Origin of the sequence: Pseudomonas sp. NGC7, assembly GCF_047159675.1 — a bacterium.
Classification (GTDB): domain Bacteria; phylum Pseudomonadota; class Gammaproteobacteria; order Pseudomonadales; family Pseudomonadaceae; genus Aquipseudomonas; species Aquipseudomonas kermanshahensis.
Genome location: NZ_BAAFZY010000001.1, coordinates 5,555,537 through 5,577,673 on the forward strand (window position 1 = coordinate 5,555,537; position 22,137 = coordinate 5,577,673).

General features: G+C 64.2%; 22 protein-coding genes. 15 read left to right on the forward strand and 7 right to left on the reverse strand.

The annotated features are described in order from the left end of the window. Positions 1-70: 70 nt before the first annotated feature. The 3 genes from purD to ACMCNM_RS24850 all read left to right on the forward strand — a co-directional run bounded on the left by purD (position 71) and on the right by ACMCNM_RS24850 (position 4,923). Entirely contained in the window at positions 71-1,366 is a 1,296-nt protein-coding gene (gene purD, locus ACMCNM_RS24840; RefSeq protein ID WP_027592595.1) for a phosphoribosylamine--glycine ligase, read from the forward strand. Positions 1,367-1,501: 135 nt separating this feature from the next. Beyond that, entirely contained in the window at positions 1,502-4,273 is a 2,772-nt protein-coding gene (locus ACMCNM_RS24845; protein WP_027592594.1) for a hybrid sensor histidine kinase/response regulator, read from the forward strand. Between the two features lie 53 nt (positions 4,274-4,326). After that, positions 4,327-4,923 carry a MarC family protein gene (locus ACMCNM_RS24850; RefSeq protein ID WP_186677428.1) on the forward strand — a complete coding sequence of 199 codons (597 nt, stop codon included), beginning with the start codon at positions 4,327-4,329 and terminating at the stop codon, positions 4,921-4,923. On the opposite strand, the gene ACMCNM_RS24855 is transcribed toward ACMCNM_RS24850, so the two are convergent. The 7 genes from ACMCNM_RS24855 to cobG form a co-directional block, all read right to left on the reverse strand. Then, a complete protein-coding gene (locus tag ACMCNM_RS24855) occupies positions 4,920-5,543 on the reverse strand; it encodes a hypothetical protein (protein ID WP_412765609.1) in 624 nt (207 codons plus the stop codon). The genes ACMCNM_RS24850 and ACMCNM_RS24855 overlap by 4 nt on opposite strands. Then, positions 5,530-6,177 (reverse strand): hypothetical protein, encoded by a 648-nt coding sequence (locus tag ACMCNM_RS24860; protein WP_186677424.1) that lies wholly within the window; start codon positions 6,175-6,177, stop codon positions 5,530-5,532. The genes ACMCNM_RS24855 and ACMCNM_RS24860 overlap by 14 nt, the downstream gene beginning before the upstream one ends. Positions 6,178-6,239: 62 nt before the next feature. Further along, the gene (locus ACMCNM_RS24865) at positions 6,240-6,920 is read right to left on the reverse strand and encodes a hypothetical protein (RefSeq protein WP_412765610.1); all 681 of its coding nucleotides are present in this window, start codon (positions 6,918-6,920) and stop codon (positions 6,240-6,242) included. Between the two features lie 100 nt (positions 6,921-7,020). Then, the gene (gene cobJ, locus ACMCNM_RS24870) at positions 7,021-8,703 is read right to left on the reverse strand and encodes a precorrin-3B C(17)-methyltransferase (RefSeq protein WP_412765611.1); all 1,683 of its coding nucleotides are present in this window, start codon (positions 8,701-8,703) and stop codon (positions 7,021-7,023) included. Between the two features lie 2 nt (positions 8,704-8,705). Next, entirely contained in the window at positions 8,706-9,440 is a 735-nt protein-coding gene (locus ACMCNM_RS24875; RefSeq protein WP_186702372.1) for a precorrin-2 C(20)-methyltransferase, read from the reverse strand. Next, the gene (locus ACMCNM_RS24880; RefSeq protein ID WP_027592587.1) at positions 9,437-10,063 is read right to left on the reverse strand and encodes a precorrin-8X methylmutase; all 627 of its coding nucleotides are present in this window, start codon (positions 10,061-10,063) and stop codon (positions 9,437-9,439) included. Before ACMCNM_RS24880 ends, ACMCNM_RS24875 begins: the two co-directional genes overlap by 4 nt. Then, positions 10,056-11,387 (reverse strand): precorrin-3B synthase, encoded by a 1,332-nt coding sequence (gene cobG / locus ACMCNM_RS24885; protein WP_412765612.1) that lies wholly within the window; start codon positions 11,385-11,387, stop codon positions 10,056-10,058. Before cobG ends, ACMCNM_RS24880 begins: the two co-directional genes overlap by 8 nt. Positions 11,388-11,519: 132 nt before the next feature. Here cobG and cbiE point away from each other — a divergent pair, with 132 nt between their 5' ends. From cbiE to ACMCNM_RS24945, 12 genes are all read left to right on the forward strand, one after another. Continuing rightward, a complete protein-coding gene (cbiE, locus tag ACMCNM_RS24890; RefSeq protein ID WP_412765613.1) occupies positions 11,520-12,731 on the forward strand; it encodes a precorrin-6y C5,15-methyltransferase (decarboxylating) subunit CbiE in 1,212 nt (403 codons plus the stop codon). Beyond that, positions 12,724-13,818, forward strand: coding sequence for a cobalt-precorrin-5B (C(1))-methyltransferase (locus ACMCNM_RS24895; protein WP_412765614.1), 1,095 nt, complete (start codon positions 12,724-12,726; stop codon positions 13,816-13,818). The genes cbiE and ACMCNM_RS24895 overlap by 8 nt, the downstream gene beginning before the upstream one ends. After that, positions 13,815-14,534: a cobalt-precorrin-6A reductase gene (locus ACMCNM_RS24900; protein ID WP_412765615.1), complete on the forward strand. Its 720-nt coding sequence runs from the start codon at positions 13,815-13,817 to the stop codon at positions 14,532-14,534. Before ACMCNM_RS24895 ends, ACMCNM_RS24900 begins: the two co-directional genes overlap by 4 nt. A gap of 92 nt (positions 14,535-14,626) precedes the next feature. Further along, on the forward strand, positions 14,627-14,857 hold the full coding sequence (vapB, locus tag ACMCNM_RS24905; protein WP_085272331.1) for a type II toxin-antitoxin system VapB family antitoxin: 231 nt from the start codon (positions 14,627-14,629) through the stop codon (positions 14,855-14,857). Continuing rightward, positions 14,857-15,264 (forward strand): type II toxin-antitoxin system tRNA(fMet)-specific endonuclease VapC, encoded by a 408-nt coding sequence (gene vapC, locus ACMCNM_RS24910; protein ID WP_027592581.1) that lies wholly within the window; start codon positions 14,857-14,859, stop codon positions 15,262-15,264. The genes vapB and vapC overlap by 1 nt, the downstream gene beginning before the upstream one ends. Before the next feature lie 134 nt (positions 15,265-15,398). After that, positions 15,399-15,836, forward strand: a complete 438-nt coding sequence (locus ACMCNM_RS24915; protein WP_027592580.1) for an NfeD family protein — start codon at positions 15,399-15,401, stop codon at positions 15,834-15,836. Between the two features lie 26 nt (positions 15,837-15,862). Next, complete coding sequence (locus tag ACMCNM_RS24920; protein WP_027592579.1) at positions 15,863-16,717, forward strand: SPFH domain-containing protein; 855 nt, start codon at positions 15,863-15,865, stop codon at positions 16,715-16,717. Between the two features lie 193 nt (positions 16,718-16,910). Then, complete coding sequence (locus ACMCNM_RS24925; protein WP_027592578.1) at positions 16,911-17,300, forward strand: DUF2946 domain-containing protein; 390 nt, start codon at positions 16,911-16,913, stop codon at positions 17,298-17,300. A gap of 46 nt (positions 17,301-17,346) precedes the next feature. Beyond that, the gene (locus ACMCNM_RS24930; protein WP_027592577.1) at positions 17,347-17,832 is read left to right on the forward strand and encodes a copper chaperone PCu(A)C; all 486 of its coding nucleotides are present in this window, start codon (positions 17,347-17,349) and stop codon (positions 17,830-17,832) included. A gap of 23 nt (positions 17,833-17,855) precedes the next feature. After that, positions 17,856-18,287 (forward strand): DUF2946 domain-containing protein, encoded by a 432-nt coding sequence (locus tag ACMCNM_RS24935; protein WP_412765616.1) that lies wholly within the window; start codon positions 17,856-17,858, stop codon positions 18,285-18,287. Between the two features lie 66 nt (positions 18,288-18,353). Further along, on the forward strand, positions 18,354-20,420 hold the full coding sequence (locus ACMCNM_RS24940) for a TonB-dependent copper receptor (RefSeq protein WP_412765617.1): 2,067 nt from the start codon (positions 18,354-18,356) through the stop codon (positions 20,418-20,420). A gap of 58 nt (positions 20,421-20,478) precedes the next feature. Then, positions 20,479-21,846, forward strand: coding sequence for a PepSY-associated TM helix domain-containing protein (locus tag ACMCNM_RS24945; RefSeq protein ID WP_412765618.1), 1,368 nt, complete (start codon positions 20,479-20,481; stop codon positions 21,844-21,846). Positions 21,847-22,137: the final 291 nt, after the last annotated feature.

The following is a 22,137-nucleotide window of genomic DNA, read 5'->3' on the forward strand; positions in this document are numbered from 1 at the left end:
TTCGCGGGGCAAGCCCGCTCCCACAAGGTCCGCCGCCAGCCTCGAAACCACCTTGAATTGAGGTTTTGACATGAAAGTTTTGATCATCGGCAGCGGCGGCCGTGAGCACGCCCTGGCCTGGAAAGTCGCCCAAGACCCACGCGTCGAGAAAGTTTTCGTTGCCCCGGGCAACGCCGGCACCGCCACTGAAGCCAAGTGCGAAAACGTCGCCATCGACGTCAACGCCCTGGAGCAACTGGCCGACTTCGCCGAACAGAACGTGCAACTGACCATCGTCGGCCCTGAAGCGCCGCTGGTCGCAGGTGTCGTCGACCTGTTCCGCAGCCGTAACCTGGACTGCTTCGGCCCCACCAAAGGCGCCGCACAGCTCGAAGGCTCCAAGGCCTTCACCAAGGATTTCCTGGCGCGTCACAAGATCCCGACCGCCGACTACCAGAACTTCACCGAAATCGAGCCAGCCCTGGCCTACCTGCAGGAAAAGGGTGCGCCGATCGTGATCAAGGCCGACGGCCTGGCGGCGGGCAAAGGCGTGATCGTCGCCATGACCCTGCAAGAAGCCGAAGACGCCGTGCGTGACATGCTGGCCGGCAACGCCTTTGGCGATGCGGGTTCGCGTGTGGTCATCGAAGAGTTCCTGGACGGCGAAGAAGCCAGCTTCATCGTCATGGTCGACGGCCACAACGTGCTGCCAATGGCCACCAGCCAGGACCACAAGCGCGTCGGCGACGCCGACACCGGCCCGAACACCGGTGGCATGGGCGCCTACTCGCCTGCCCCAGTCGTGACCGCCGACGTGCACCAGCGCGTGATGGACCAAGTGATCTGGCCGACCGTGCGCGGCATGGCCGAGGAAGGCAACGTCTACACCGGCTTCCTTTATGCTGGCCTGATGATCGACAAGGCGGGCAACCCCAAGGTCATCGAGTTCAACTGCCGCTTCGGTGACCCGGAAACCCAACCGGTCATGTTGCGCCTGGAGTCGAGCCTGGTGCTGCTGATCGAAGCCGCCTTCGCCGAGGCCCTGGACAAGGTTGAAGCCCAGTGGGACCCACGGCCGAGCCTGGGCGTCGTGCTGGCTGCCGGCGGCTACCCGGGCGACTACGCCAAAGGTGACGCGATCAGCGGCCTGGACGCAGCCGCCAAGCTCGAAGGCAAGGTGTTCCATGCCGGTACCACCCTGAAAGACGGCCAAGTGGTTACCGCCGGCGGCCGAGTGCTCTGCGCCACTGCCCTGGGCCAAACCGTCGAAGCTGCTCAGCAGCAGGCCTACCGCCTGGCAGAGCAGGTCAAATGGGACGGCAGCTTCTACCGTACCGACATCGGCTACCGGGCCATTGCCCGCGAGCGCGGTGAACACCAGCAGTAACCTTTACCGAAGCGCCGTGACGCCTTGCGCCCACGGCCTTCGGCTCGTCGACAGGGCCCTTTCTGGGCCTTGCCTTCGACTTGGCGCGCCGCGCATAGTTAGTATCCGGCACATCGGCTAAGAAGGGATTTCGTAGTGCGTCGGCTTCGGATTGCCACAGCTCTGATCGTCAGCTTGCTGACCCTGCTCTGCCTGCTCCCGGCCTCGGCCGAAGAAGGCGGAGGCTGGTCCGTTCTGCTCGACGAACAGGCCAACCTGCAATTAAGCGACGTGCGCTCCGATCGCTACCGCAACCAGTTTAGCCCATTGCTGCTCAGCGACCTGGATGCCGCCCCTGCCGAACAAGCCCTGTGGCTGCACTATCGCCTGGAACCTGGCGATCAGGAGCAACTGCTGCGGGTGTTCGCCCCAGACCTATCAGGCCTGGACCTCTACGCCCTCGAGGGCGACAAATTACTGCGTCAACTGCACCACGGGCGCCAGGCCGGCAATGCCAGCCCGACCCTGCGCGGCAGCGACCATGTGCTGCCATTGCCCAACAGCCGGCAGCCGCTGGACATCTACCTGCGCTTGGTTTCCGAGCACCAATTGCGCCCGGCCATCAGCCTTGAGCCCGCGGCCGTGGCCGCTTCCGACCAGACCCAACCGCTGCTGTTCGGCATGCTGTTCGGCGGCCTGGTGATGCTGATCCTGCACAACCTGATCCGCTTCCTCTATGGCCGCTCCACCACCACGTTGATTTTGGCGCTCTACCACGGCCTGATGCTGCTCAGCGGGTTGATCCTGCTCAACCTCAGCGGCCCCTGGTGGCACGTGTGGCACAGTGCGCAAACGCCAGCGGCCTACCTCACCCTGGTCCTTGCAGGCCTGGCCGGGCTGTATTTCACCCTGCATTTCTTCTCGCCGTGCGATTCGCCGCGGCTCAACCGCCTGTTGCAGGGGGAGATGCTGGTGGCTGCGGTCAGCGGCCTGGTGCTGCTGTTCGTCGACACCTTGCCACTCAACCTGATGACCTATGCCCTGCTGGCCCTGGGCAGCGTCAGCATGCTGCTGGTCAGCGCCTATCACTGGTACAAGGGCTACGCGCCCGCACGCCTGTTCACCCTCGCCATGGGGGTCTACAACCTTGGCGGCCTGGTGCTGTTGCCGGCGCTTCTGGGCCTGACCCGCACGTCGACGCCGTGGCTGCTGTGCGTGCTCATGGGCTTGACCGTCATTTGCGGCCTTTTGCTTAACCTGGCGGTCAGCGAACGCCTGCGACGCATGAGCGAAGAGCGCTTCAGCGCCAGCCGCGCCCTGGCCGCCAGCGATGCCGAGATCAACGCCAAGGCCGAGTTCCTGGCCAAGATCAGCCACGAAATCCGCACGCCCATGAACGGCGTGCTCGGCATGACCGAGCTGCTGCTCGGCACGCCGCTGTCGGTCAAGCAGCGCGACTACGTGCAGACCATCCACAGCGCCGGCAACGAGCTGCTGACGCTGATCAACGAGATTCTCGACATCTCCAAGCTTGAGTCCCGGCAGATCGAACTGGACGATGTGCAGTTCGACCTCAATGCATTGATCGAGGACTGCCTGAACATCTTCCGGGCCAAGGCCGAACAGCAGAACATCGAGCTGATCAGCTTCACCCAGCCACAAGTGCCTCGCGTGATCAGTGGCGACCCAACGCGCCTGCGCCAGGCACTGTCGAGCCTGCTGGAAAATGCCCTGAAAAACACCGACCAGGGGGAGATCCTGCTGGTGGTGGCACTCGACCAACGTGGCGAGGCGCCGCGCTTGCGCATTGCCGTGCAGGACAGCGGCGAACCGTTGCCCGCCGCTGAGCGCGAAGCCTTGTTGCAAGCCGAGCTGCACAGCCATCACTTCCTCTCCAGCAACAAGCTCGGCGGCCACCTGGGGCTGGTCATCGCCAAGCAGTTGATCGGCCTGATGCAGGGCGAATTCGGCATCAAGAGCAGCAGCGGCATGGGCAACACCCTGTGGCTGACCCTACCGCTGGACCCTTCGCGCCTGGAACAACCGCCCGCCGACCTCGATGGCCCGTTGCGCGACGCGCGGGTACTGGTGGTGGACGACAACGACACCTGCCGCAAGGTGCTGGTACAGCAGTGCAGCGCCTGGGGCATGAATGTCAGCGCGGTGCCTTCCGGCAAGGAAGCGCTGGCATTGCTGCGCACCAAGGCGCACCTGCGCGACTACTTCGATGCCGTGCTGTTGGACCAGAACATGCCCGGCATGACGGGCATGCAACTGGCGGCCAAGATCAAGGAAGACCCAAGCCTTAACCACGACATCCTAGTGGTAATGCTAACGGGCATCAGCAACGCGCCGAGCAAAGTCATCGCACGCAATGCCGGGGTCAAGCGGATACTCGCCAAACCAGTGGCAGGCTATACGCTGAAGACCACACTGGCCGAAGAGCTGGCCCAACGCGGCCGTGAGCAAGCGGTGCCGGCCACCCCTCCCGGTGTGCCGCAAGCACTGGACCTGCCCCGCGACTTCCGCGTGCTGGTCGCCGAGGACAACAGCATCTCGACCAAAGTGATCCGCGGCATGCTGGGCAAGCTCAACCTTGAGCCAGACACGGCCTGCAATGGTGAAGAAGCGTTGCAAGCCATGAAGGCGCAGCGCTATGACTTGGTGCTAATGGATTGCGAAATGCCCGTGCTGGATGGTTTCTCGGCCACCCAGCAACTGCGCGCATGGGAAGCCGCGCACCAGCGTCCACGTACGCCCGTGGTCGCGCTGACCGCGCACATCCTTGCCGAGCACAAGGAGCGCGCCAAGTTGGCGGGCATGGATGGGCACATGGCCAAGCCTGTGGAGTTGTCGCAATTGCGCGAGCTGATCCAGTATTGGGCGAATCACCGGGAAGCCAAGACGGATCCGGCGCCTATCCCCTAAGCAATGCCGACGATGCATCGACAGGCACCCACCGCAGCCGAGGATCCCAACCCATGCTCCATGAGTTGTTCAGTGTCTACCTGAAGATGCTCGTGCTCTACAGCCCGTTCTTTGTGCTGTCGTGCTTCATCAGCCTGACCCGCGGCCATTCCAGCAAAGAACGCAAGCAACTGGCCTGGAAGGTTGCCCTCGCCGCCCTGGTCGCCAGCGTGCTGTTGTACCTGTTCGGCCGGGCGATCTTCGGCATTTTCGGCATCACCGCCGACGCCTTCCGCATCGGTGCCGGCAGCGTGCTGTTCATCTCGGCGTTAGGCATGGCGCAGGGCAAACCGGCGGTGCAGGCCGACAACGTGCAGCAGGACGTGACCATCGTGCCCTTGACCATCCCGCTGACCGTCGGCCCCGGCACCATCGGTGCCCTGCTGGTGATGGGCGTGGGCCAGCCGCATTGGGACGATAAATTGCTGGCCATCGCCAGTATCGCGCTGGCCAGCTTCACCGTGGGTCTGGTGCTGTACCTCTCGCACGGCATCGAGCGCATTCTCGGCGACCAAGGCCTGCAGATCGTCAGCCGTTTGATGGGATTGTTCGTCTGTGCCCTGGCGGCGCAGATCATCTTTACCGGGATCAAGGGTTACCTGGTACCCTAAAAATCCGCCTTTTTGATCTCCTCCAGCGCGGTTTTCACCAGCGCACGTTCCACCCCGCTGCGACGCTCTTGGTCGAACAGGCGCGTATTGAACCGCACCAGCTCTGCCATCACGCGCATGTTGCGGCGCTCACGAAACAGAAAACCGGCCGTGAATGCAGCGCGGCCGCCAGCCTCGTGATACAGCACAATGTCTACATAGTTGGCATTCACGGGCGCGCAGGACATCAGCTGAAACTTCCCTTGTTCACCGCTTCGCTTCTCAAAATGCAGCAAAGGCGTATCGTTCTTCTTCAATTTCTCCAACGCCAGTGCCATGTAGGTTGAATGGCTATCCCCCGCGACCGCATCGATCGCACTCAGCACTTGATCGACTATTACCACGCGCTGAGGGTCAGGCCAGTGGACCTCTTCTGCGGTCTTCGCATCCCACCCAAGAAACATCAGCTTCTTGCGGTAGTAGTGGTATTGGTCCTTGGCAGCTTCCTTCTTCATGTCCGTCAAGGTCACGGTCTCAGACCACAACGCGGCAAGCTTGATCGCGTTGCGCTGTCGAAGGCTAACGCCAGGGATAAACGAAACCAGGCTTGCGCCAACCACATCGGCTTCATGTTCGTGCATGGTCATGCTCCGGTTTTAGCAGGCCCAGGTTCCTGATGTGTGCCGCGTTCTGCGTGCGCTCAAGCAGGTCACGCAGCTCTTTGCGATTGGCGTCAGAAACGAACTCGCCCAGCGTTGCGCCACTGGCGCGCAAGTCGATACCGTTGGTTGAACACTGCGGGGTCTTGAACGCTACACCACACAGGTCGAGGACAGCACCAGGCAGCAACACGCCCAACTCTTGAACGACTGCCGTGGTCTTACCCTGCATGGCCTGGGTAAAGGGCCGCACGGCGTGCTGCGCCTCATCTTGCGAAAGCGCGTTGATGGCCGCTTGCAGATGGCCTGACAGGCTGGGATGACGACCCTGCAAATAACCTGTGAGGCAGTCTGCTGATGCTCGTAGCACGTCGCCCTGCATGCGCGGGTAGTCACTGTGACTGAAGGTGATGACCCAACCACGCTCTTCCAGAGCCGTTCGATAGCCGCTGTACCAAAGCCCGTAGCGGGCAAATCGTGGGCCGTTCAATTTGTCCGAGCGCAGTTGGGCAAACAGTATCGAGTCCAATGCATATTGCAGCGTGGATTGCGCCGTCTCGTCGACCAATAAGGCCGTTCCGCCAACGAGCCACAAGGAATAGACTCCCTTACTCATCGGGTTACCTCGCATTTCAAACACACAGAAAGAAGTACGGGGCCCGAAAGCCCCGTTCAATATCAAATGTCGAATTCACTGGCTGCCTTGACGGCCTTGTCGATCAAGCGTTTCTCGACCGAGGCGCGCACCGCGTCGGTGTAAACCACGTCGTTAAAGCTGAGCACGGCCGAGCCACAGTAGCGGTCCTTGCTCGAACTCTTCCATTCGAACACCGTGGTATTCAGGTCGTTTTCGCTCGGTGAGGCACTGAATGCGTTTACCAGCATGAACAGTTCGCCTTCAGGCGTTTCGATGCAGGCCCCAAGACCCGTCGTCGAGACTGGATGCTTTTTGACGTTCTGCTGGTAGACCTGCTGCGCTTCCTCGATATTGCCCAACGCGCTGATAGCATCGCCCGCCAGCTTGGCCATGGCTTCGCCTACTGGCCCACCGAGCAGTGCTTTACCGGCAGCGCTAGCGACCTTGAAGGCAATCGGGCCCAAGGTCAGCGATCGGCTCTGGTCATAATCCCGCTCGTAAGAACGCTTGCCAGCAACCCAGCCAAGCGTACGCATCACTTCCAGAAACTTGTTGAACCAGGCCTCGGATTCGCCATCGCGATCATGCAGCTTGGACGCCACGCGAGAGGCAAACTGGAAGGTGGTCTTGGCATCACGCCGGCTTTGCGCCGACATGCCAGCGCTGAGCGCCAGAAGCGATTGTTCGACAACGGCAATGCTGTTAGTGCTTACATCGGTCATGTGCAGAATCCTTGAAGGCCCCCGACGGGTATCGTCGAGGGGCCTTCACCCTAAGCTGCAAACAACCGCGGTACAGGCATGAACGGGTTCCCTCGGCGCCTCACTCGGCGCTCGGGTACCAACGCGGCGTGTACACCCACGGGGTGCCATCGGCCTTGGGGAACTGACAGGTCGTGGAAGAACCCAGCAAGACCATGGTGCGCATGTCGACCATTTCTGGCACCAGTTCGGCCAAGGAGACCACCTTGAGTGTCTGCCCTGGCCTACCAATGTCGCGGCCAAGGACTACAGGCGTGTTCCCATCACGGTGCTGTCGCACGATCTCCAGCGCACGCCCGAGCTGCCAAGGCCGCGAGCGGGAAATCGGGTTATAGAACGCCAGAACCAGATCGGCCTGGGCCGCCAGGTCCAGGCGATGCTCGATGACCGACCACGGTTTGAGGTTGTCCGACAGCGACATCACGCAGAAGTCGTGCCCCAGCGGCGCCCCCGCCTGGGCGGCGGTGGCCAGCGACGCCGAAACACCCGGCAGGATCTCCAGATCGACCCGCTGCCAGGCCGGGTCGCTGGAGGCGTGCAGCGCTTCGAGCACGGCGGCGGCCATGGCGAAGACACCCGGGTCACCCGACGACACCACCACTACCGAGCGCCCTTGTGCAGCAAGCTCGAAGGCGTGGCGAGCACGCTGCATCTCTTCGCGGTTGTCGGTGCAATGCTGCACTTGGTCTGCACGGAACGGCCCGGCCATGCGCACGTAGGTTTCGTAGCCAAGGATGTCCTGGGCGCGTGCCAGCTCTGCCTTGACCGCCGGCACCATCAACTCGGCAGCGCCAGGGCCGAGGCCGATCACCGCCAGGCGGCCACGGCGGCGGCCGATCCGTTCGGCATCCACCGGTGCCGAAGCCACTGCGATGACGGCATTGGCCTGCTCGATCAACTGCGCGTCAGGCAGCGCCTGGGCCACCATGCCACGCAGGTCGCCAGGCTTGGCCGCGAAACGCAGCGCCACACCAAGCGCCTGCGCCGCCTCGTGCAAGGCGGCATCGGCCATGGCGTGCTCGCTCGCCAGCAGGCAGGCCAACGACTGCTCGGCAATGCCCGCGTCCTTTAGCGCTGCGCGAATGCCCTGCAAGTCTGCGGTATCGACGCCCACCACCACCGAACGCGGGTGGATCAGCAACTCGTCCCGGCTGCTCGCACGTGCCTGATGGCCGACATGAATCGTGCGCCGGGCCGATTCGCTGGCAGGCAACTGCGCCTGATCCAGCCACGGCGCAGCCCCTTCGACGCGCACCGTCTCGCCGGCCAACAGGTCGGAAACAAAGCGCTTGCCTTGCTCGATATCCGCCAGGGCATAGCCCTGTGGCGGGTTCAGCAGGCAGGTGCCGAAACGCAGCTCGCCACTGGTGGTGATCGCAGCCGCCACGCCCAATGTCTCGCCAATTTCGCGCGCCATCACGTTTACACCACTCAGGCCACCGAGCAGCGGCACGACTGCGCTGCCATCCTCGGCCACCGCCAGTACGGGCGGTTCGACGCCTTTCTCGCTGAGCACGCAGGCCAGGCTGCGAATGACAATACCGGCGGCGCACAAGGCGATGATCGGCGTGTCCTGCTGATACAGCGCGCGCAGGGTGTCGCCAAACGAGGCGTACGTTTGATCGACGCCCTCGACACGGCCACTCAGGCCATGAATCACCGCCTGTGGATAACGCTGCTGGATACGCTGCGCCGTGGCCAGGCTACCTGGCCCCAGAATGACGATTGCCGGTGCCTTGTGCATGCTCATCCCTGCCATTTTTCACCCGGCACGATGATCAGCGAGAAGTACGGCGACGACAGGGGGTCGACGTCCGCCAGCGGCACGATCTTCTGGTTGGCCATGGTCGCCCGCTCGACATACAGCGCACGCCCGTCCAGGCCCAGTTCGGCCAGCACATCACGCACCTTGGGGAAGTTGCGGCCCAGCTTCATGATCACCGCCGCATCGGCATCGGCCAGGCGCCGCTTGAGCTCCTCGGCCGGCAGCACGCCCGACAGCACTGACAGGCTCTGGTTGCGGTACACCAACGGCGCGCCGAGCACCGAGGCGCCCCCGAGCATCGAGCAGACGCCAGGAATCACTTCAGCCTCATAGCGCTGCGCCAGGCGATCATGCAGGTACATGTAGGAGCCGTAGAAGAACGGGTCGCCCTCGCAGATCACCGCCACATCGCGGCCGGCGTCCAGGTGCTCGGCAACCTGCACGCTGGCTTCATCGTAGAAGTCGCTGATGACCTGTTCATAGGACAGCGGTGCCGGCAGGGCCTCGGTGGTGACCGGGTAGACCAGCGGCAGCAAGGTTTGCTCTGGCTGCAGGTGCGCCTCGATGATGCCGAACGCATTGCCGCGCTTGCCCTTGGCCACGAAGTAGCCAACCACCGGCGCCTCGCGCAACAGGCGCAGCGCCTTGACGGTAATCAGTTCAGGGTCGCCGGGGCCTACGCCCAGGCCGAGCAGACGTCCACGTGGCGCCATCATTCCACCTCCGTGGCAAGGGCGTTGACTGCGGCGGCGGCCATCGCGCTACCGCCCAGGCGGCCTTGCATGATCACGAACGGCACGCCACGGCTGTCGGCGGCGAGCATGGCCTTGGATTCGGCCGCACCGACGAAGCCGACCGGGAAGCCGAGAATGAGCGCAGGCTTGGGGGCGCCGGCGTCGATCATCTCCAGCAGGTAGAACAGCGCGGTCGGGGCGTTGCCGATCACCACCACGCTGCCTTCCAGGTACGGCCGCCACAGCTCCAGGGCCACGGCGGAACGGGTATTGCCGGCGTCTTTGGCCAGGCCAGGCACGCTCGGGTCGCGCAAGGTGCAGACCACTTTGTTGTCGGCGGGCAGGCGCGCGCGGGTGATGCCTTCGGCGACCATGTGCGCATCGCAGAGGATAGGTGCGCCCTTGGCCAGGGCTTCACGGCCGGCGCGGCCGGCCCCTTCGGAGAACTGCAGGCCGTCGATGGCTTCGACCATGCCGCAGGCATGGATCACGCGCACGGCGAGCTTTTCGAGGTCTGCGGGTATCCGCTCGAGTCGGGCTTCCTCACGGATGATCCGGAAGGAATTGCGATAGATCTCCTGACCATCGCGGATGTAGTCAATCATCAAGGTGCTCCGTCGGCAGGTCGAGCATGGCGCCTGCTTCGTTCAAGGTGAGGTCGATGCCACGCAGGGCGCCGAAGCCCGGCAGGCGCGCATCGCGCACATACAGGTCGTAACGGCCCGGTGAACGGGCCAGCAAGGTGGCCGGGGCAATATGGGCCACGGCGCAGGATCGGGGGCACCCGGACAGGTGCACGCTGCCCGGCACGCCAGGGCCCAGCAGCGCGGCCAAAGCCACGGCATCGGCCTTGGTTTCGCCCTGTGCCTTGGCGCAGCCACTGCTGCCGGTGCAGGCGCTGATGCGGGCCAGTGGCTCGTGGCTGTGGCACAGCAGGCCCAGCGTGGACAACTCGCCCTGGGCTTGCGTGATCTGGCCCGGGTCGAGATTGGTCAGCACCAGGCTTTGCCAAGGGCTCAGGCGCAGGCTGCCGTCGCCCTGGTGCCGGGCGATGCGCGCGGCACCCCGCAGCATCTCGGGGGTCAAGCGGCCCTGCGGCGGAGCAACGCCCAGGGCGAGACCGTGGGCTTGTGGCAACACACCCAGCCACTCGGGTTGGCGTGTCGGGCGGCGCCATTCAAGCACGGCGGCATCGCGGCGGATGTCCAGGCCGAGCCCTTCGACGAACGCCGCAGGCGAATAGCATTCGAGCAACTGGCGCATGCGCGACTGGTCCACAGCGGCCAGGTCAAGGAAGCGCTCCAGCACCGCACGGACCAGGGCCAGGCCCTGCTCCACCGGCACCGCCCCGAGCACCTGGCCATCGGCGGGGCAGCCCGCCAGGCCAAACGCCAGCCACGTCCGCTGCCCGATAGGCAGCGCCGAGAGCCACAGGTCATGCGGGTGCTCAAGCATCGCCAGGCCTTCGCCGGCGTCCAGTAGCACGGCGAACTTCGCCGACAACTGGTGATACCGCGGCGTGCCTTCCAGCAGGTCGAGGATCTGCCCCGCCAGCGGCCGGGCATCCAGCAACATGGCAGGGTCATGCCCGGCCAGCGGGCTGAGCATCAGGTTGCGCACATCGTCACCGGCGGCTTCGCGCGGGCCCAGGCCTGCCGCGAGCAGCCTGGCGATCAGGCCTTGGTGGTCGCTGCCAATACCGCGAATCTGCAGGTTGCCGCGGTTGGTTGCCTCGATCACGCCACCGGCAAAGCGCTCGGCGGCCTCGGCCACGGCATCGGCCTGGTCGGCCAGCAGCAGGCCACCCGGCAGCTTGATGCGGCAAATGCCGCCATCACGGGCACTGACGATGCGCCACAACCCCGGGCAGGCCGAGGGGCGAGGTGAAACGTCGGGGGCATGGGCCTGCTTCAAAGGGGTGTCCGGCAATCTGTGAAAGTGCGCTTGAGTGTAGAAGGCGCGGTATTATGCCTGCTTTGTCCGGCGGCATGAAAAGCCGGTGGTCGAGCTTATCGTTTACCCGGGGCGCGAAGCGGCCTCAGAAATGGCGGATTGAAACACATGGCACCCTGGCTGACAGTAGTAGGCATCGGCGAAGACGGCTTCAATGGCCTTGGCAAGCAGGCCCGGCGTGCCCTGCTGGGCGCTTCGCAGATCTTCGGCAGCCCGCGCCAACTGGCTTTACTGCCACGCTGCGTGGTCGGCGAGCGGCTGCTTTGGCCAACCCCTTTCTCTTTGGCGCCCGTGCTCGCCCAGCGCGGCGAACCGGTCTGCGTGCTGGCCAGCGGTGACCCGATGTTCTTCGGCGTCGGTGCCAGCTTGGCGCGCCAGGTGCCCGCCAGCGAGATGCGAGTGCTGTCGATGCCTTCCTCGTGTGCACTGGCCGCCGCCCGCCTCGGCTGGCCGCTGCAGGACGTGCAGGTGGTGTCGGTGGTCGCCCGGCCGCTGGCGGCGCTCAATGCACACCTGCACAGTGGCGCCCGCCTGTTCGTACTGAGCAACGACGGTGACAGCCCAGCAGCAATCGCCGCACAACTGTGCGAGCGTGGCTTTGGGCCGAGCCGCCTGCGTGTGTTCGAACACTTGGGTGGCACAGATGAACGCGAAGTGGCGGGCACCGCCCAGGACTGGCCTCACACCCAGGTTGCAGCGCTCAACCTGGTGGCCATCGAGTGCCTCGCCGCGCCCGATGCCCCGCGCCTGCCGCGGGTCGCCGGGCTGCCGGACAGCGCCTTCCAGCACGACGGCCAACTGACCAAGCGCGATGTCCGCGCCATCACCCTGGCCCGTCTCGCCCCCCTGCCCGGCGAGCTGCTGTGGGACGTGGGCGCGGGTTGCGGCTCGATCGGCATCGAGTGGATGCGCGCCCACCCCGCCTGCCGTGCGCTAGCCATCGAGGCCGACGAAGGGCGCCAGGGTTTTATCGAACACAATCGCGATGCGCTGGGCGTGCCCGGCCTGCAACTGGTCCGTGGCAAAGCGCCTGAAGCCTTGGCAGGGCTTGAGCAGCCCGACGCGGTCTTCATTGGTGGCGGGGTAACGCGTGAAGGCGTGCTCGACCTGTGCTGGCAGCGCCTGCGCCCCGGCGGGCGACTGGTGGCCAATGCGGTCACCCTGCAAAGCGAACTGGCCCTGGCGCACTTTCGCGAGCGACACGGTGGTGAATTGACCCGCATCCATGTTGCCCATGCACAGCCGCTGGGCACGTTCGACACCTGGCGCCAGGCACTGCCAATCACCTTGCTCGATGTGGTGAAGCCCCTCAATGCGTGAAGAAACCCACGAGCAGCCCGCGCCCCTGCGCAGCGGCCTGACCACCGGCAGCTGCGCTACCGCCACCAGCCTCGCGGCGGCGCGCCTGCTGCTGACCGGCGTCTGCAGCGACGCCGTGAGCATCACCCTGCCCAAGGGCAAGGTCGTGCAGATGCGCCTGGAGTTTTGCCGCCGCGATGGCGAATATGCCGAAGCCGGCACGCTGAAGGACGCCGGTGACGATCCGGACGTGACCCATGGTGCCCTGCTGTTCAGCCAGGTCCGCCTGCTGGCAGAGCCCGGCATCCGCTTCGTCGCAGGCCAAGGCGTCGGCACCGTGACACGCCCGGGGCTGGTACTGGCGGTGGGCGAACCAGCGATCAACCCAGTGCCCCGGCGCATGATGGGCGAACACCTGCAACGCCTGGCTGACGAGTGCGCCTACCGCGGCGGTTTCGAAGTCACGGTCAATGTTCAGGGCGGTGAACAGCTGGCATTGAAAACCATGAACCCGCGCCTGGGCATCCTCGGCGGGCTGTCGATTCTGGGCACCAGCGGCATCGTCCGGCCGTTTTCCTGCGCGGCCTACATCGCCTCGATCCATCAGGGCATCGACGTGGCCCACACCAACGGCTACACGCACATCGCCGCCTGCACCGGCAATGCCAGCGAAGACACCATGCGCCGGGTCTACGGCCTGCCGGAAATCGCCCTGATCGAGATGGGCGACTTCGTCGGCGCCGTGCTCAAGCACCTGCGCAAGGTGCCGGTACACCGCCTGAGCGTGTGCGGGGGGTTCGGCAAGATCAGCAAGCTGGCTGCCGGGCACATGGACCTGCACAGCCGCCACTCAAGCATCGACCTGCCGCAGCTGGCCGGCTGGGCAGCGGATATCGGCGCCGACGCAAACCTTCAGGCCGCGATCATCGCCGCCAACACCAGCCAGCAAGCCCTGGCGCTGGCGCATGCCGCAGGCATCGCCCTGGGCGACGCCGTCTGCGCGCACGCGCTGGCCTTCGCCCGCAGCGTGGTGCCGCCGCAGGTGCAGGTAGAGGTGTTCGCCATCGACCGCCAAGGCGGCATCGTCGGCCAGGCAGGTGTGCAATGAGCGCGCGCATCCTGCTGCTGGGCGGCGTCACCGAGGCCCTGGCCATCGCCCGCCAGTTGGGCCCGCAGCACGTCTACAGCCTGGCAGGCATCGGCCGCGTACCGCAGGACCTGACCTGCCAGGTGCGCGTCGGCGGCTATGGCGGTGCTGAAGGCCTTGCCCAGTACCTGCGCGAGGCGGGCATTACCCTGCTGATCGATGCCACCCACCCCTATGCCGCGCAGATCAGCCGCAACGCCGCCCTCGCTTCACGTCGTGCAGGTATCCCCTGCTGGGCGCTGCGCCGCCCCGCCTGGCAGGCTCAGCCGGGTGACGATTGGCGCGAGGTGGACGACTGGGCGGGGCTGATCGAGGCGCTCGGGCCTTTCCGGCGACCGCTGTTCACGCTGGGCCGCGAGCCGCTGCAACACCTGGCAGAGATCCCGCCGGATCAGTTCTGGACCTTGCGCGCACTGGAGGCCTGCCCCGGTAACGAACGTTGCGAGGTTATCGGCGCACGCGGGCCATTCCGAATCGAAGACGAACGTGTGTTGTTCGCGCGCCGCAAGATCGACGTACTGATCAGCAAGAACAGCGGCAGCGTGGCGACCGAGCCCAAGCTGGACGTGGCGCGGGAGCTAGGGATACCAGTATTGATCCTGCGGCGGCCGGAACTGCCGGTGGTCGATGAGACATTCATTCACTCAGACGCGTTGCTTGCCAGGCTGACGCTTTGACTGCTCGCCAGTCATGACGTATATCCCATTGACATATACGACATGCAACCTAAACTTCTGTCACACATTGTCGCTACCCTAGGAGGCCCATCATGGAGCAAGGTGCTGTCTTCAAAAGCAACCGCAGCCAGGCCATCCGCTTGCCAAAATCCGTCGCACTTCCCGATGGCATCACCCGAGTGGATATTGTTGCAGTTGGGCGTACGCGCATCATCACACCTGCTGGTGAATCATGGGACAGCTGGTTCGAAAGTGAGCCTGCAAGCGCGGATTACATGGCCAGCCGTGACCAACCTGCAGACCAGGAACGTGAAGGTTTTTAATGCTCAGGTACCTGCTCGACACCAATATCTGCATTTTCACGATCAAGAATAAACCGCAACGCGTCCGCGAAGCGTTCAATCGCCATCACGGTCAATTGGCGATCAGCACAATCACTTTGATGGAACTGATCTACGGCGCTGAGAAGTCGGATCATCCTGAGCGCAATCTCTCGGTGGTCGAGGGCTTTGCCGCGCGCCTTGAAGTACTCGATTACGATAGCCATGCGGCTGAGCACAGTGGCCAGCTTCGTGCGGAATTGGCCAGATCAGGGACCCCCATTGGTCCTTACGACCAACTGATTGCCGGGCATGCCCGAGCGCTTGGCTTAATTTTGGTGACTAACAATGTGCGCGAGTTTCAACGAGTACCCGGTCTAAGGGTTGAAGACTGGCTCGTTTCGCCCTGACAGCGTAACGGTTAGTTCTGCTGTCCTACAGCGCCTATCGACTTTGCCACCGCTTCACGCGGTCGCACTCGAATGGCCTTTGCTCGCTCCGTTGCCTTAGACTTCAGCCCTCTCCCCCAGAAGGCTTCATTCATATGGACATGCAATGGTGGATATGGCTGGTCTTCGGTATCGCGCTGATCCTGCTCGAACTGGTCCTGCCCACGTTCTTCATTCTCTGGTTCGGCATCGGCGCCGTGCTGGTTTCGCTCATCTCGCTCGCCGCGCCCAGCCTGCAACTGGATATGCAGATGCTGCTGTGGGTGCTGCTTTCTTCAGTCACCACTGCGCTGTGGTTCAAGGTGTTCCGGAACAAGAAGCCGGATGTGCGCTGGACAGCCGACAGCGTGATTGGCGAAGTCGGCCTGCTGACCGCCAGCGTTTCCGAGTTCCAGAAAGGCCGCGTGCGTTTCCAGAAGCCAATCCTCGGCAACGAGGAATGGACCTGCGTCGCCGACACTGACATTCCATCCGGCGAGCGCGTGCGCCTTACCGCCATCGAAGGGAACACCGCCCGCGTCATCCGGGCCTGAATCCGTCCTAAAAGGAAGTTCGTATCATGACCAGCCTTATCGTCGTGGGCGCCCTCGCCCTGTTCGTCCTGATCACCGTGTTCAAGGGGGTGCGTATCGTGCCTCAGGGCGAAGAGTGGATCGTCGAGCGCCTGGGCCGCTACAACAACACCCTCAAGCCCGGCCTGAACATCGTCATTCCTTACGTGGACGTGGTCGCCTATCGCCTGCCCACCAAAGACATCATCCTCGATGTGCAAGAGCAGGAAATCATCACCAAAGACAACGCGGTGATCGTCGCCAATGCCCTGTGCTTCGCCAAAGTGGTCGACCCACAGAAGGCCTCCTACGGCGTGCAGAACTTCTCCTTCGCCGTCACCAGCCTGACCATGACCTCGCTGCGCGCCATCGTCGGTGCCATGGACCTGGACGAGGCCCTGTCCAGCCGTGAACAGATCAAGGCACGCCTGCGCGAAGCGATGTCCGAACAGACCGAAGACTGGGGCGTGACTGTGCGCTCGGTAGAAATTCAGGACATCAAGCCGTCACAGAACATGCAACTGGCCATGGAGCGCCAGGCCGCCGCCGAGCGTGAGCGTAAAGCCGACGTGACCCGTGCCGAAGGTGCCAAACAGGCCGCGATCCTCGAGGCAGAAGCGCGCCTGCAATCGGCCAAGCTGGACGCCGAGGCGCAAATCAACCTGGCCGAGGCTTCGGCGCGGGCGATTTCGCTGGTCAAGGACGCGGTGGGTAACGAGACCGTGCCGGCCATGTACTTGCTGGGCGAACGGTACATCGGCGCAATGGAGAACCTGGCCAGCAGCGACAATGCCAAAGTCGTGGTGCTGCCGGCCGACCTGCAAGAAACCGTGCGCGGCTTGATGGGCCGCAACAAGGTTTGAGATTGCCGGGCCGCTCTGCGGCCATTCGCGGGGCAAGCCCGCTCCCACACCCTGTGGGAGCGGGCTTGCCCCGCGAATGGGCTGCAGAGCAGCCCCACCCCCCCCCGCCAACTGCGTCACTTCACCGCACCCCACCTTTTTTACCTATACTGCGCCTTACAATAGCCACCACGATTCCTGACCGGATCTCTCCATGCCCCCACGTCGGCACATTGCCTGGATAGCCTGCCTAGCAGTGCTGTTCAACCTGCTGGCCATGCCGCTGTCCTCTGCCGCGCCCAAGGGCCCGGCCGAGCAGTTGCTGTGGGGGGCGTTCTGTTCCAGCATGGCCAACAAGGCCAAGGTAGACGTCCAGGCCCTGGCCAAGATCGACCTCGGCCCGCAGAGCGATGACAGCGCCAGCATGATGAACTGCTGGTGTTGCTCCGGTGCCGCCCCGCTGCTGGCCTTGCCGGGCTATCCGCCACAGCTGCATAACCCGCCGCCCCTGCACGCCGGGTACTCGCCGCAGCTTGCCGATTACCAACCCACGCCGCGCCAGCTATGGCCCGCGCTCAACCCCCGCGCCTCCCCTTTGGTCTGAGTTGCTCACGCTGTCTGCCTGAACCTGAACAGATCGGAGACTCACCATGCTCAAGCACGCTCTCGTCGTGGCTGCCCTGCTGCTGCCCAGCGCCTTCGCCACTGCCCATGAATACACCGTGGGCGACCTGCACATCGCGCACCCCTGGTCGCTGCAACTTCCACCGAATGCACCCAACGTCGCCGCCTATTTCGTCGTGCACAACAATGGCCAGGCGGATGATCGTCTGCTCAGTGTCGACAGCCCCATCAGCGACGACGCCCAATTGCACGAGCACGCCATGACGGCCAGCGGCACCATGAAGATGCAGCAGGTGCCCAACGTGGTAGTGCCCGCTGGCAAGGAGGTGACCTTCGCCCCCAGCGCCTACCACGTGATGCTGATGCAGCCTAAAGACCGCAGCCTGCTCACCGACGGCAAGCGTTTCCCGCTGACCCTGCATTTTGAAAAAGCCGGTGACGTCACCGTCGAAGTCGCCGTGCAGAAAGAGGCGCCCTCGGGAACGCCCCAGGCCCACGAACACGCGCACTGACCATTAGCTGACAGGCACTCGCCATGAGCCTGCCGCGCAACAGCCTCAGCCGTACCACCCGCCCTGAACGCAGGCGCGTCGGTGGCGGTTGGCTGAGCCTGTTCGCCATGTGGATGATCTTCATCGGCCCGCTGATTTCTCAGTCGATGCCGATGGATCACCACGCCGGCATGAACATGCCGATGGAAATGTCGATGCCCACCGGGCATCAGCATGGCGCCGACTCGCATCACGGCCACGGTGACGATGGCCAATTGCATGTGATGTGGGAAAAGTGCGGTTACTGCAGCCTGCTGTTCAACTGCCCCGCACTGCCACAAACCCTCAGCCCGCTCAGTGCCAGCATCGTAGTACCCACCACCCACCTTACTGCCGCCACGCACCAGGGGCATGCCCGGCAGGCTGTATTCCCTGGCGCACGCAGCCGCGCACCGCCTTCCTCGATCAGCGTCTGAACACCCATTGTTCGCACGGAGCCAGGAGGCTTCGCGCCCACTCATGACTGATCGACTGGAATCATTATGTCCGGCTGCACCCCTGTTTTTGCCCTGTCCCTGCGTGGGGCCATCGCCGCCGTGTGCGGTTCGCTGCTCGCGCCGGTGGCCCTGGCCAGCGACCTCGGCCACGCTGACCACGCGCACGACGCACCCGAGTTGAGCCCAACGGTGATCACTGCGGTGGTGCCCAGCTCGCCGCTGACCGTTGTCACCAACCCGAAAGACCCTCGCCAGCCGGTGCCGGCCAGCGACGGGGCCGACTACCTCAAGACCATCCCCGGCTTCTCGGCCATCCGCTCCGGCGGCACCAACGGCGACCCGGTATTGCGCGGCATGTTCGGTTCACGCCTGAACATCCTCACCAATGGCGGCGTCATGCTGGGCGCCTGCCCCAACCGCATGGATGCCCCCACCTCGTACATCTCGCCGGAAACCTACGACCGCCTGACCGTGATCAAAGGCCCGCAAAGCGTGATCTGGGGGCCTGGCGGTTCGGCCGGCACCATCCTCTTCGAGCGTGAGCCCGAACAGTTCGGCACCCTCGGCAGCCGCGTCAACGCAAGCCTCTTGGCCGGCTCCAATGGCCGCTTCGACAAAGTGCTGGACGCCGCCGCAGGCAACAGCCAGGCCTACGCCCGCTTCGTCGGCAACCAGTCGCGCTCGGACGACTACCACGACGGCAACGATGACACCGTGCCCTCGCGCTGGGACAAATGGAACGGCGATGTGACCCTCGGCTGGACCCCCGACCAGGACACCCTGCTGGAACTCACCGCGGGCAAGGGCGATGGCGAAGCACGCTATGCCGGGCGTGGCATGGACGGCTCGCAGTTCAAGCGTGAAAGCCTTGGGCTGCGCTTCGAGAAGTCCAACCTTGGCGAGGTGCTCGACAAGGTCGAGGCACAGGTCTACTACAACTACGCCGACCACGTGATGGACAACTACAGCCTGCGCACGCCCTCGGGCAGCGGCATGATGGGCATGCCGATGGTCAGCAACGTCGACCGCCGTACGATGGGCGCCAGGGTCAAGGCGACCTGGCGCTGGGCCGACGTGCAACTGGTCAGCGGTATCGATGCGCAGACCAACGAACACCGCCAGCGCGGCGGCATGGGCGTCGATGCGCACAAAGGCCAGGCCTGGACCAAGGATGCCGATTTCCATAACTACGGTGCCTTCAGTGAGCTGACTTGGTACGTCAGTGACGAGGACCGGCTGATCACCGGCGCCCGCCTGGACCGCGCCTCGGCCCGCGACTTCCGTAAAGGCAGCGCCACCGAAGGCGACACCCGCGCAGACACCCTGCCCAGCGGTTTCGTCCGTTACGAACATGACCTGGCGGCCATCCCCGCCACCACCTACGTCGGCCTCGGCCACGCCCAGCGCTTCCCCGACTACTGGGAGCTGTTCTCGCCCAAGTTGGCGCCAGCCGGCGCAGCGAACGCCTTCGACGGCATCAAGCCGGAAAAGACCACCCAGCTCGACTTCGGCATCCAGTACCGTGACGCCCGCCTCGAAGCCTGGGCATCGGGTTATGTCGGGCAGATCCGTGACTACATCCTGTTCGACTACCGCACCGGCATGATGGGCATGAGCACGTCCCAGGCCCAGAACATCGACGCCCGCATCATGGGCGGCGAAGTGGGCGCGGCCTACAAGCTCAGCGAAAATTGGAAGGCCGACGCAACCCTGGCCTACGCTTGGGGCAAGAACAGCAGTGATGGCAAAGCGCTACCTCAAATGCCGCCCCTGGAAAGCCGCCTGGGCCTGACCTACAGCCGCGACGTCTGGAGTGTGGGTGCGCTGTGGCGGCTGGTGGCCGCACAAGACCGCATCGCCGAGAACCAAGGCAACGTGGTCGGCAAGGACTACGAAAAGAGCGCGGGCTTTGGTGTGTTCTCGCTCAATGGTGCCTACAAGGTGAACAACAACCTCAAGCTCAGCGCAGGGGTCGACAACCTGTTCGACAACACCTACGCCGAGCACTTGAACCTGGCCGGGAACGCCGGGTTCGGCTACCCGGCCACAGATCCACAGCCGGTGAACGAGCCAGGCAGGACCTTCTGGACCAAGGTCGATTTCAGCTTCTGACAACAACAACGGGCGCGGCCACGGTCGCGCCCCTCACCTGGTCAAACAGGAGGTTCCCATGCGCGGAACACGCATCTCTTTCTACAACCTGGCCTGGCGTTGGCACTTTTACGCGGGGCTGTTCGTCGCCCCGTTCATGATCCTGCTGGCGATCACCGGGATCATCTACCTGTTCAAGCCGCAGCTCGACCCGCTGCTGTACCGCGACCTGATGGTGGTCGAAGCCGGCCATCAGCGACAGGCCGCAGATGTGATGCTGGCCGAGGTACGCCAGGCGTATCCGCAAGGCCATGTGGGGCAGTACCTGCCGCCCCTGAATGCCGAACGCAGCGCGCAGTTCGTGGTGCATGACGGCGGCCGTGAACTGAACGTGTTCGTCGACCCCTACAGCGGCAAGCTGCTCGGTGCGCAGGACGGCAAGCAGAACCTGCAAGCGATTGCCCGTGCCCTGCACGGCGAGTTGATGGTCGGCACGGTCGGTGACCGCCTAGTGGAGCTGGCAGCAGGCTGGGGCATCGTGCTGGTGGTGTCCGGCCTGTACCTCTGGTGGCCACGTGGGCGCAACAGCGCGGGTGTGCTGTGGCCGCGTTTTTCCGCACGCGGTCGGCTGCTGTGGCGTGACCTGCATGCGGTGACGGGGTTTTGGGGCTCGGCCCTGCTGCTGCTGATGCTGCTCAGTGGCATGACCTGGACGGGCCTGTGGGGCAAGCAATACGCCGATCTGTGGAACCGCTTCCCGGCCGCGATGTGGAACGACGTACCCAAGTCCGATCAGCAGGCAGGTGAGCTCAACAGCGCCCATCGCCAGACAGTGCCTTGGGCAATGGAAAACACCCCCATGCCGCAGTCCGGCGCCCATGCCGAACATGCCGGGCATCACATGATGTCGAATGCCCCGGCAGCGCCGCAGGTGAGCCTGCAGCAGGTCGAGGACATCGCCACTGCGCGCCAGGTCGAACCGGGCTACAGCATTACCTTGCCGACCACGGCCGACGGCGTGTTCACCGTTGCGGTATTCGCCGACGACCCGCGCAACGACGCCACGCTGCATGTCGACCAGTACACCGGCAAGGTGCTGGCCGATGTGCGCTGGCAGGATTACAGCCCGGTTGCGCGTGCCACCGAGCTGGGCGTGATGCTGCATGAGGGCAAGATGTTCGGGGCGTTCAACCAGGCCATCATTCTGCTGGTGTGCCTGATGATCTTGCTGGGTTCGGTCAGTGGCCTGGTGATGTGGTGGAAACGCCGGCCGGCTGGCGGGCTGGGAGTGCCGCCGCTGCGCCATGACCTGCCGCGCTGGAAGACGGCGGTTGGGGTGATGGTGGTGTTGGGGGTGATGTTCCCGCTGGTGGGGATGTCGATGGTGGTGATGTGGCTGGTCGATAGCCTGGTGGTGCGCAGGCGCCGAGTGCTGGCCAGCGCCTGATCCTTGCTGTGACCTTACGGGCCTCTTCGCGGGACAAGCCCGCTCCCACAGGGTGACGTGCTTCTCAAGCGCAACACAATACCTGTGGGAGATTCTATGGTTTTCAGCAAGCCGGTTTGCTCGCTTTGGTGACATATTCGTCCTGATTTTTCATCAGGGCGAATGCTACGCGAGTCTGTACTGCTGCGAACAGTCAGAATCGGGCATTTAGTCCCACCACCCCTTCAAGTCTAACCATACAAGCGGGCTTGCCCGCGAAGAGGCCGGCAACAGGTACAACGCTGCACCGCA

What these genes read in the sequence shown, in the direction of transcription:
- ACMCNM_RS24860 (WP_186677424.1), bottom strand. Translation starts at nt 6,177, where the DNA reads ATGAGTAAGGGAGTCTATTCCTTGTGGCTCGTTGGCGGAACGGCCTTA.
- ACMCNM_RS24855 (WP_412765609.1), bottom strand. Translation starts at nt 5,543, where the DNA reads ATGCACGAACATGAAGCCGATGTGGTTGGCGCAAGCCTGGTTTCGTTT.
- vapB (WP_085272331.1), top strand. Translation starts at nt 14,627, where the DNA reads ATGGAGCAAGGTGCTGTCTTCAAAAGCAACCGCAGCCAGGCCATCCGC.
- ACMCNM_RS24920 (WP_027592579.1), top strand. Translation starts at nt 15,863, where the DNA reads ATGACCAGCCTTATCGTCGTGGGCGCCCTCGCCCTGTTCGTCCTGATC.
- vapC (WP_027592581.1), top strand. Translation starts at nt 14,857, where the DNA reads ATGCTCAGGTACCTGCTCGACACCAATATCTGCATTTTCACGATCAAG.
- ACMCNM_RS24935 (WP_412765616.1), top strand. Translation starts at nt 17,856, where the DNA reads ATGAGCCTGCCGCGCAACAGCCTCAGCCGTACCACCCGCCCTGAACGC.
- ACMCNM_RS24865 (WP_412765610.1), bottom strand. Translation starts at nt 6,920, where the DNA reads ATGACCGATGTAAGCACTAACAGCATTGCCGTTGTCGAACAATCGCTT.
- ACMCNM_RS24900 (WP_412765615.1), top strand. Translation starts at nt 13,815, where the DNA reads ATGAGCGCGCGCATCCTGCTGCTGGGCGGCGTCACCGAGGCCCTGGCC.
- ACMCNM_RS24945 (WP_412765618.1), top strand. Translation starts at nt 20,479, where the DNA reads ATGCGCGGAACACGCATCTCTTTCTACAACCTGGCCTGGCGTTGGCAC.
- ACMCNM_RS24850 (WP_186677428.1), top strand. Translation starts at nt 4,327, where the DNA reads ATGCTCCATGAGTTGTTCAGTGTCTACCTGAAGATGCTCGTGCTCTAC.
- ACMCNM_RS24940 (WP_412765617.1), top strand. Translation starts at nt 18,354, where the DNA reads ATGTCCGGCTGCACCCCTGTTTTTGCCCTGTCCCTGCGTGGGGCCATC.
- purD (WP_027592595.1), top strand. Translation starts at nt 71, where the DNA reads ATGAAAGTTTTGATCATCGGCAGCGGCGGCCGTGAGCACGCCCTGGCC.
- cbiE (WP_412765613.1), top strand. Translation starts at nt 11,520, where the DNA reads ATGGCACCCTGGCTGACAGTAGTAGGCATCGGCGAAGACGGCTTCAAT.
- ACMCNM_RS24880 (WP_027592587.1), bottom strand. Translation starts at nt 10,063, where the DNA reads ATGATTGACTACATCCGCGATGGTCAGGAGATCTATCGCAATTCCTTC.
- ACMCNM_RS24915 (WP_027592580.1), top strand. Translation starts at nt 15,399, where the DNA reads ATGGACATGCAATGGTGGATATGGCTGGTCTTCGGTATCGCGCTGATC.
- cobJ (WP_412765611.1), bottom strand. Translation starts at nt 8,703, where the DNA reads ATGCACAAGGCACCGGCAATCGTCATTCTGGGGCCAGGTAGCCTGGCC.
- ACMCNM_RS24925 (WP_027592578.1), top strand. Translation starts at nt 16,911, where the DNA reads ATGCCCCCACGTCGGCACATTGCCTGGATAGCCTGCCTAGCAGTGCTG.
- ACMCNM_RS24895 (WP_412765614.1), top strand. Translation starts at nt 12,724, where the DNA reads ATGCGTGAAGAAACCCACGAGCAGCCCGCGCCCCTGCGCAGCGGCCTG.
- ACMCNM_RS24875 (WP_186702372.1), bottom strand. Translation starts at nt 9,440, where the DNA reads ATGATGGCGCCACGTGGACGTCTGCTCGGCCTGGGCGTAGGCCCCGGC.
- ACMCNM_RS24930 (WP_027592577.1), top strand. Translation starts at nt 17,347, where the DNA reads ATGCTCAAGCACGCTCTCGTCGTGGCTGCCCTGCTGCTGCCCAGCGCC.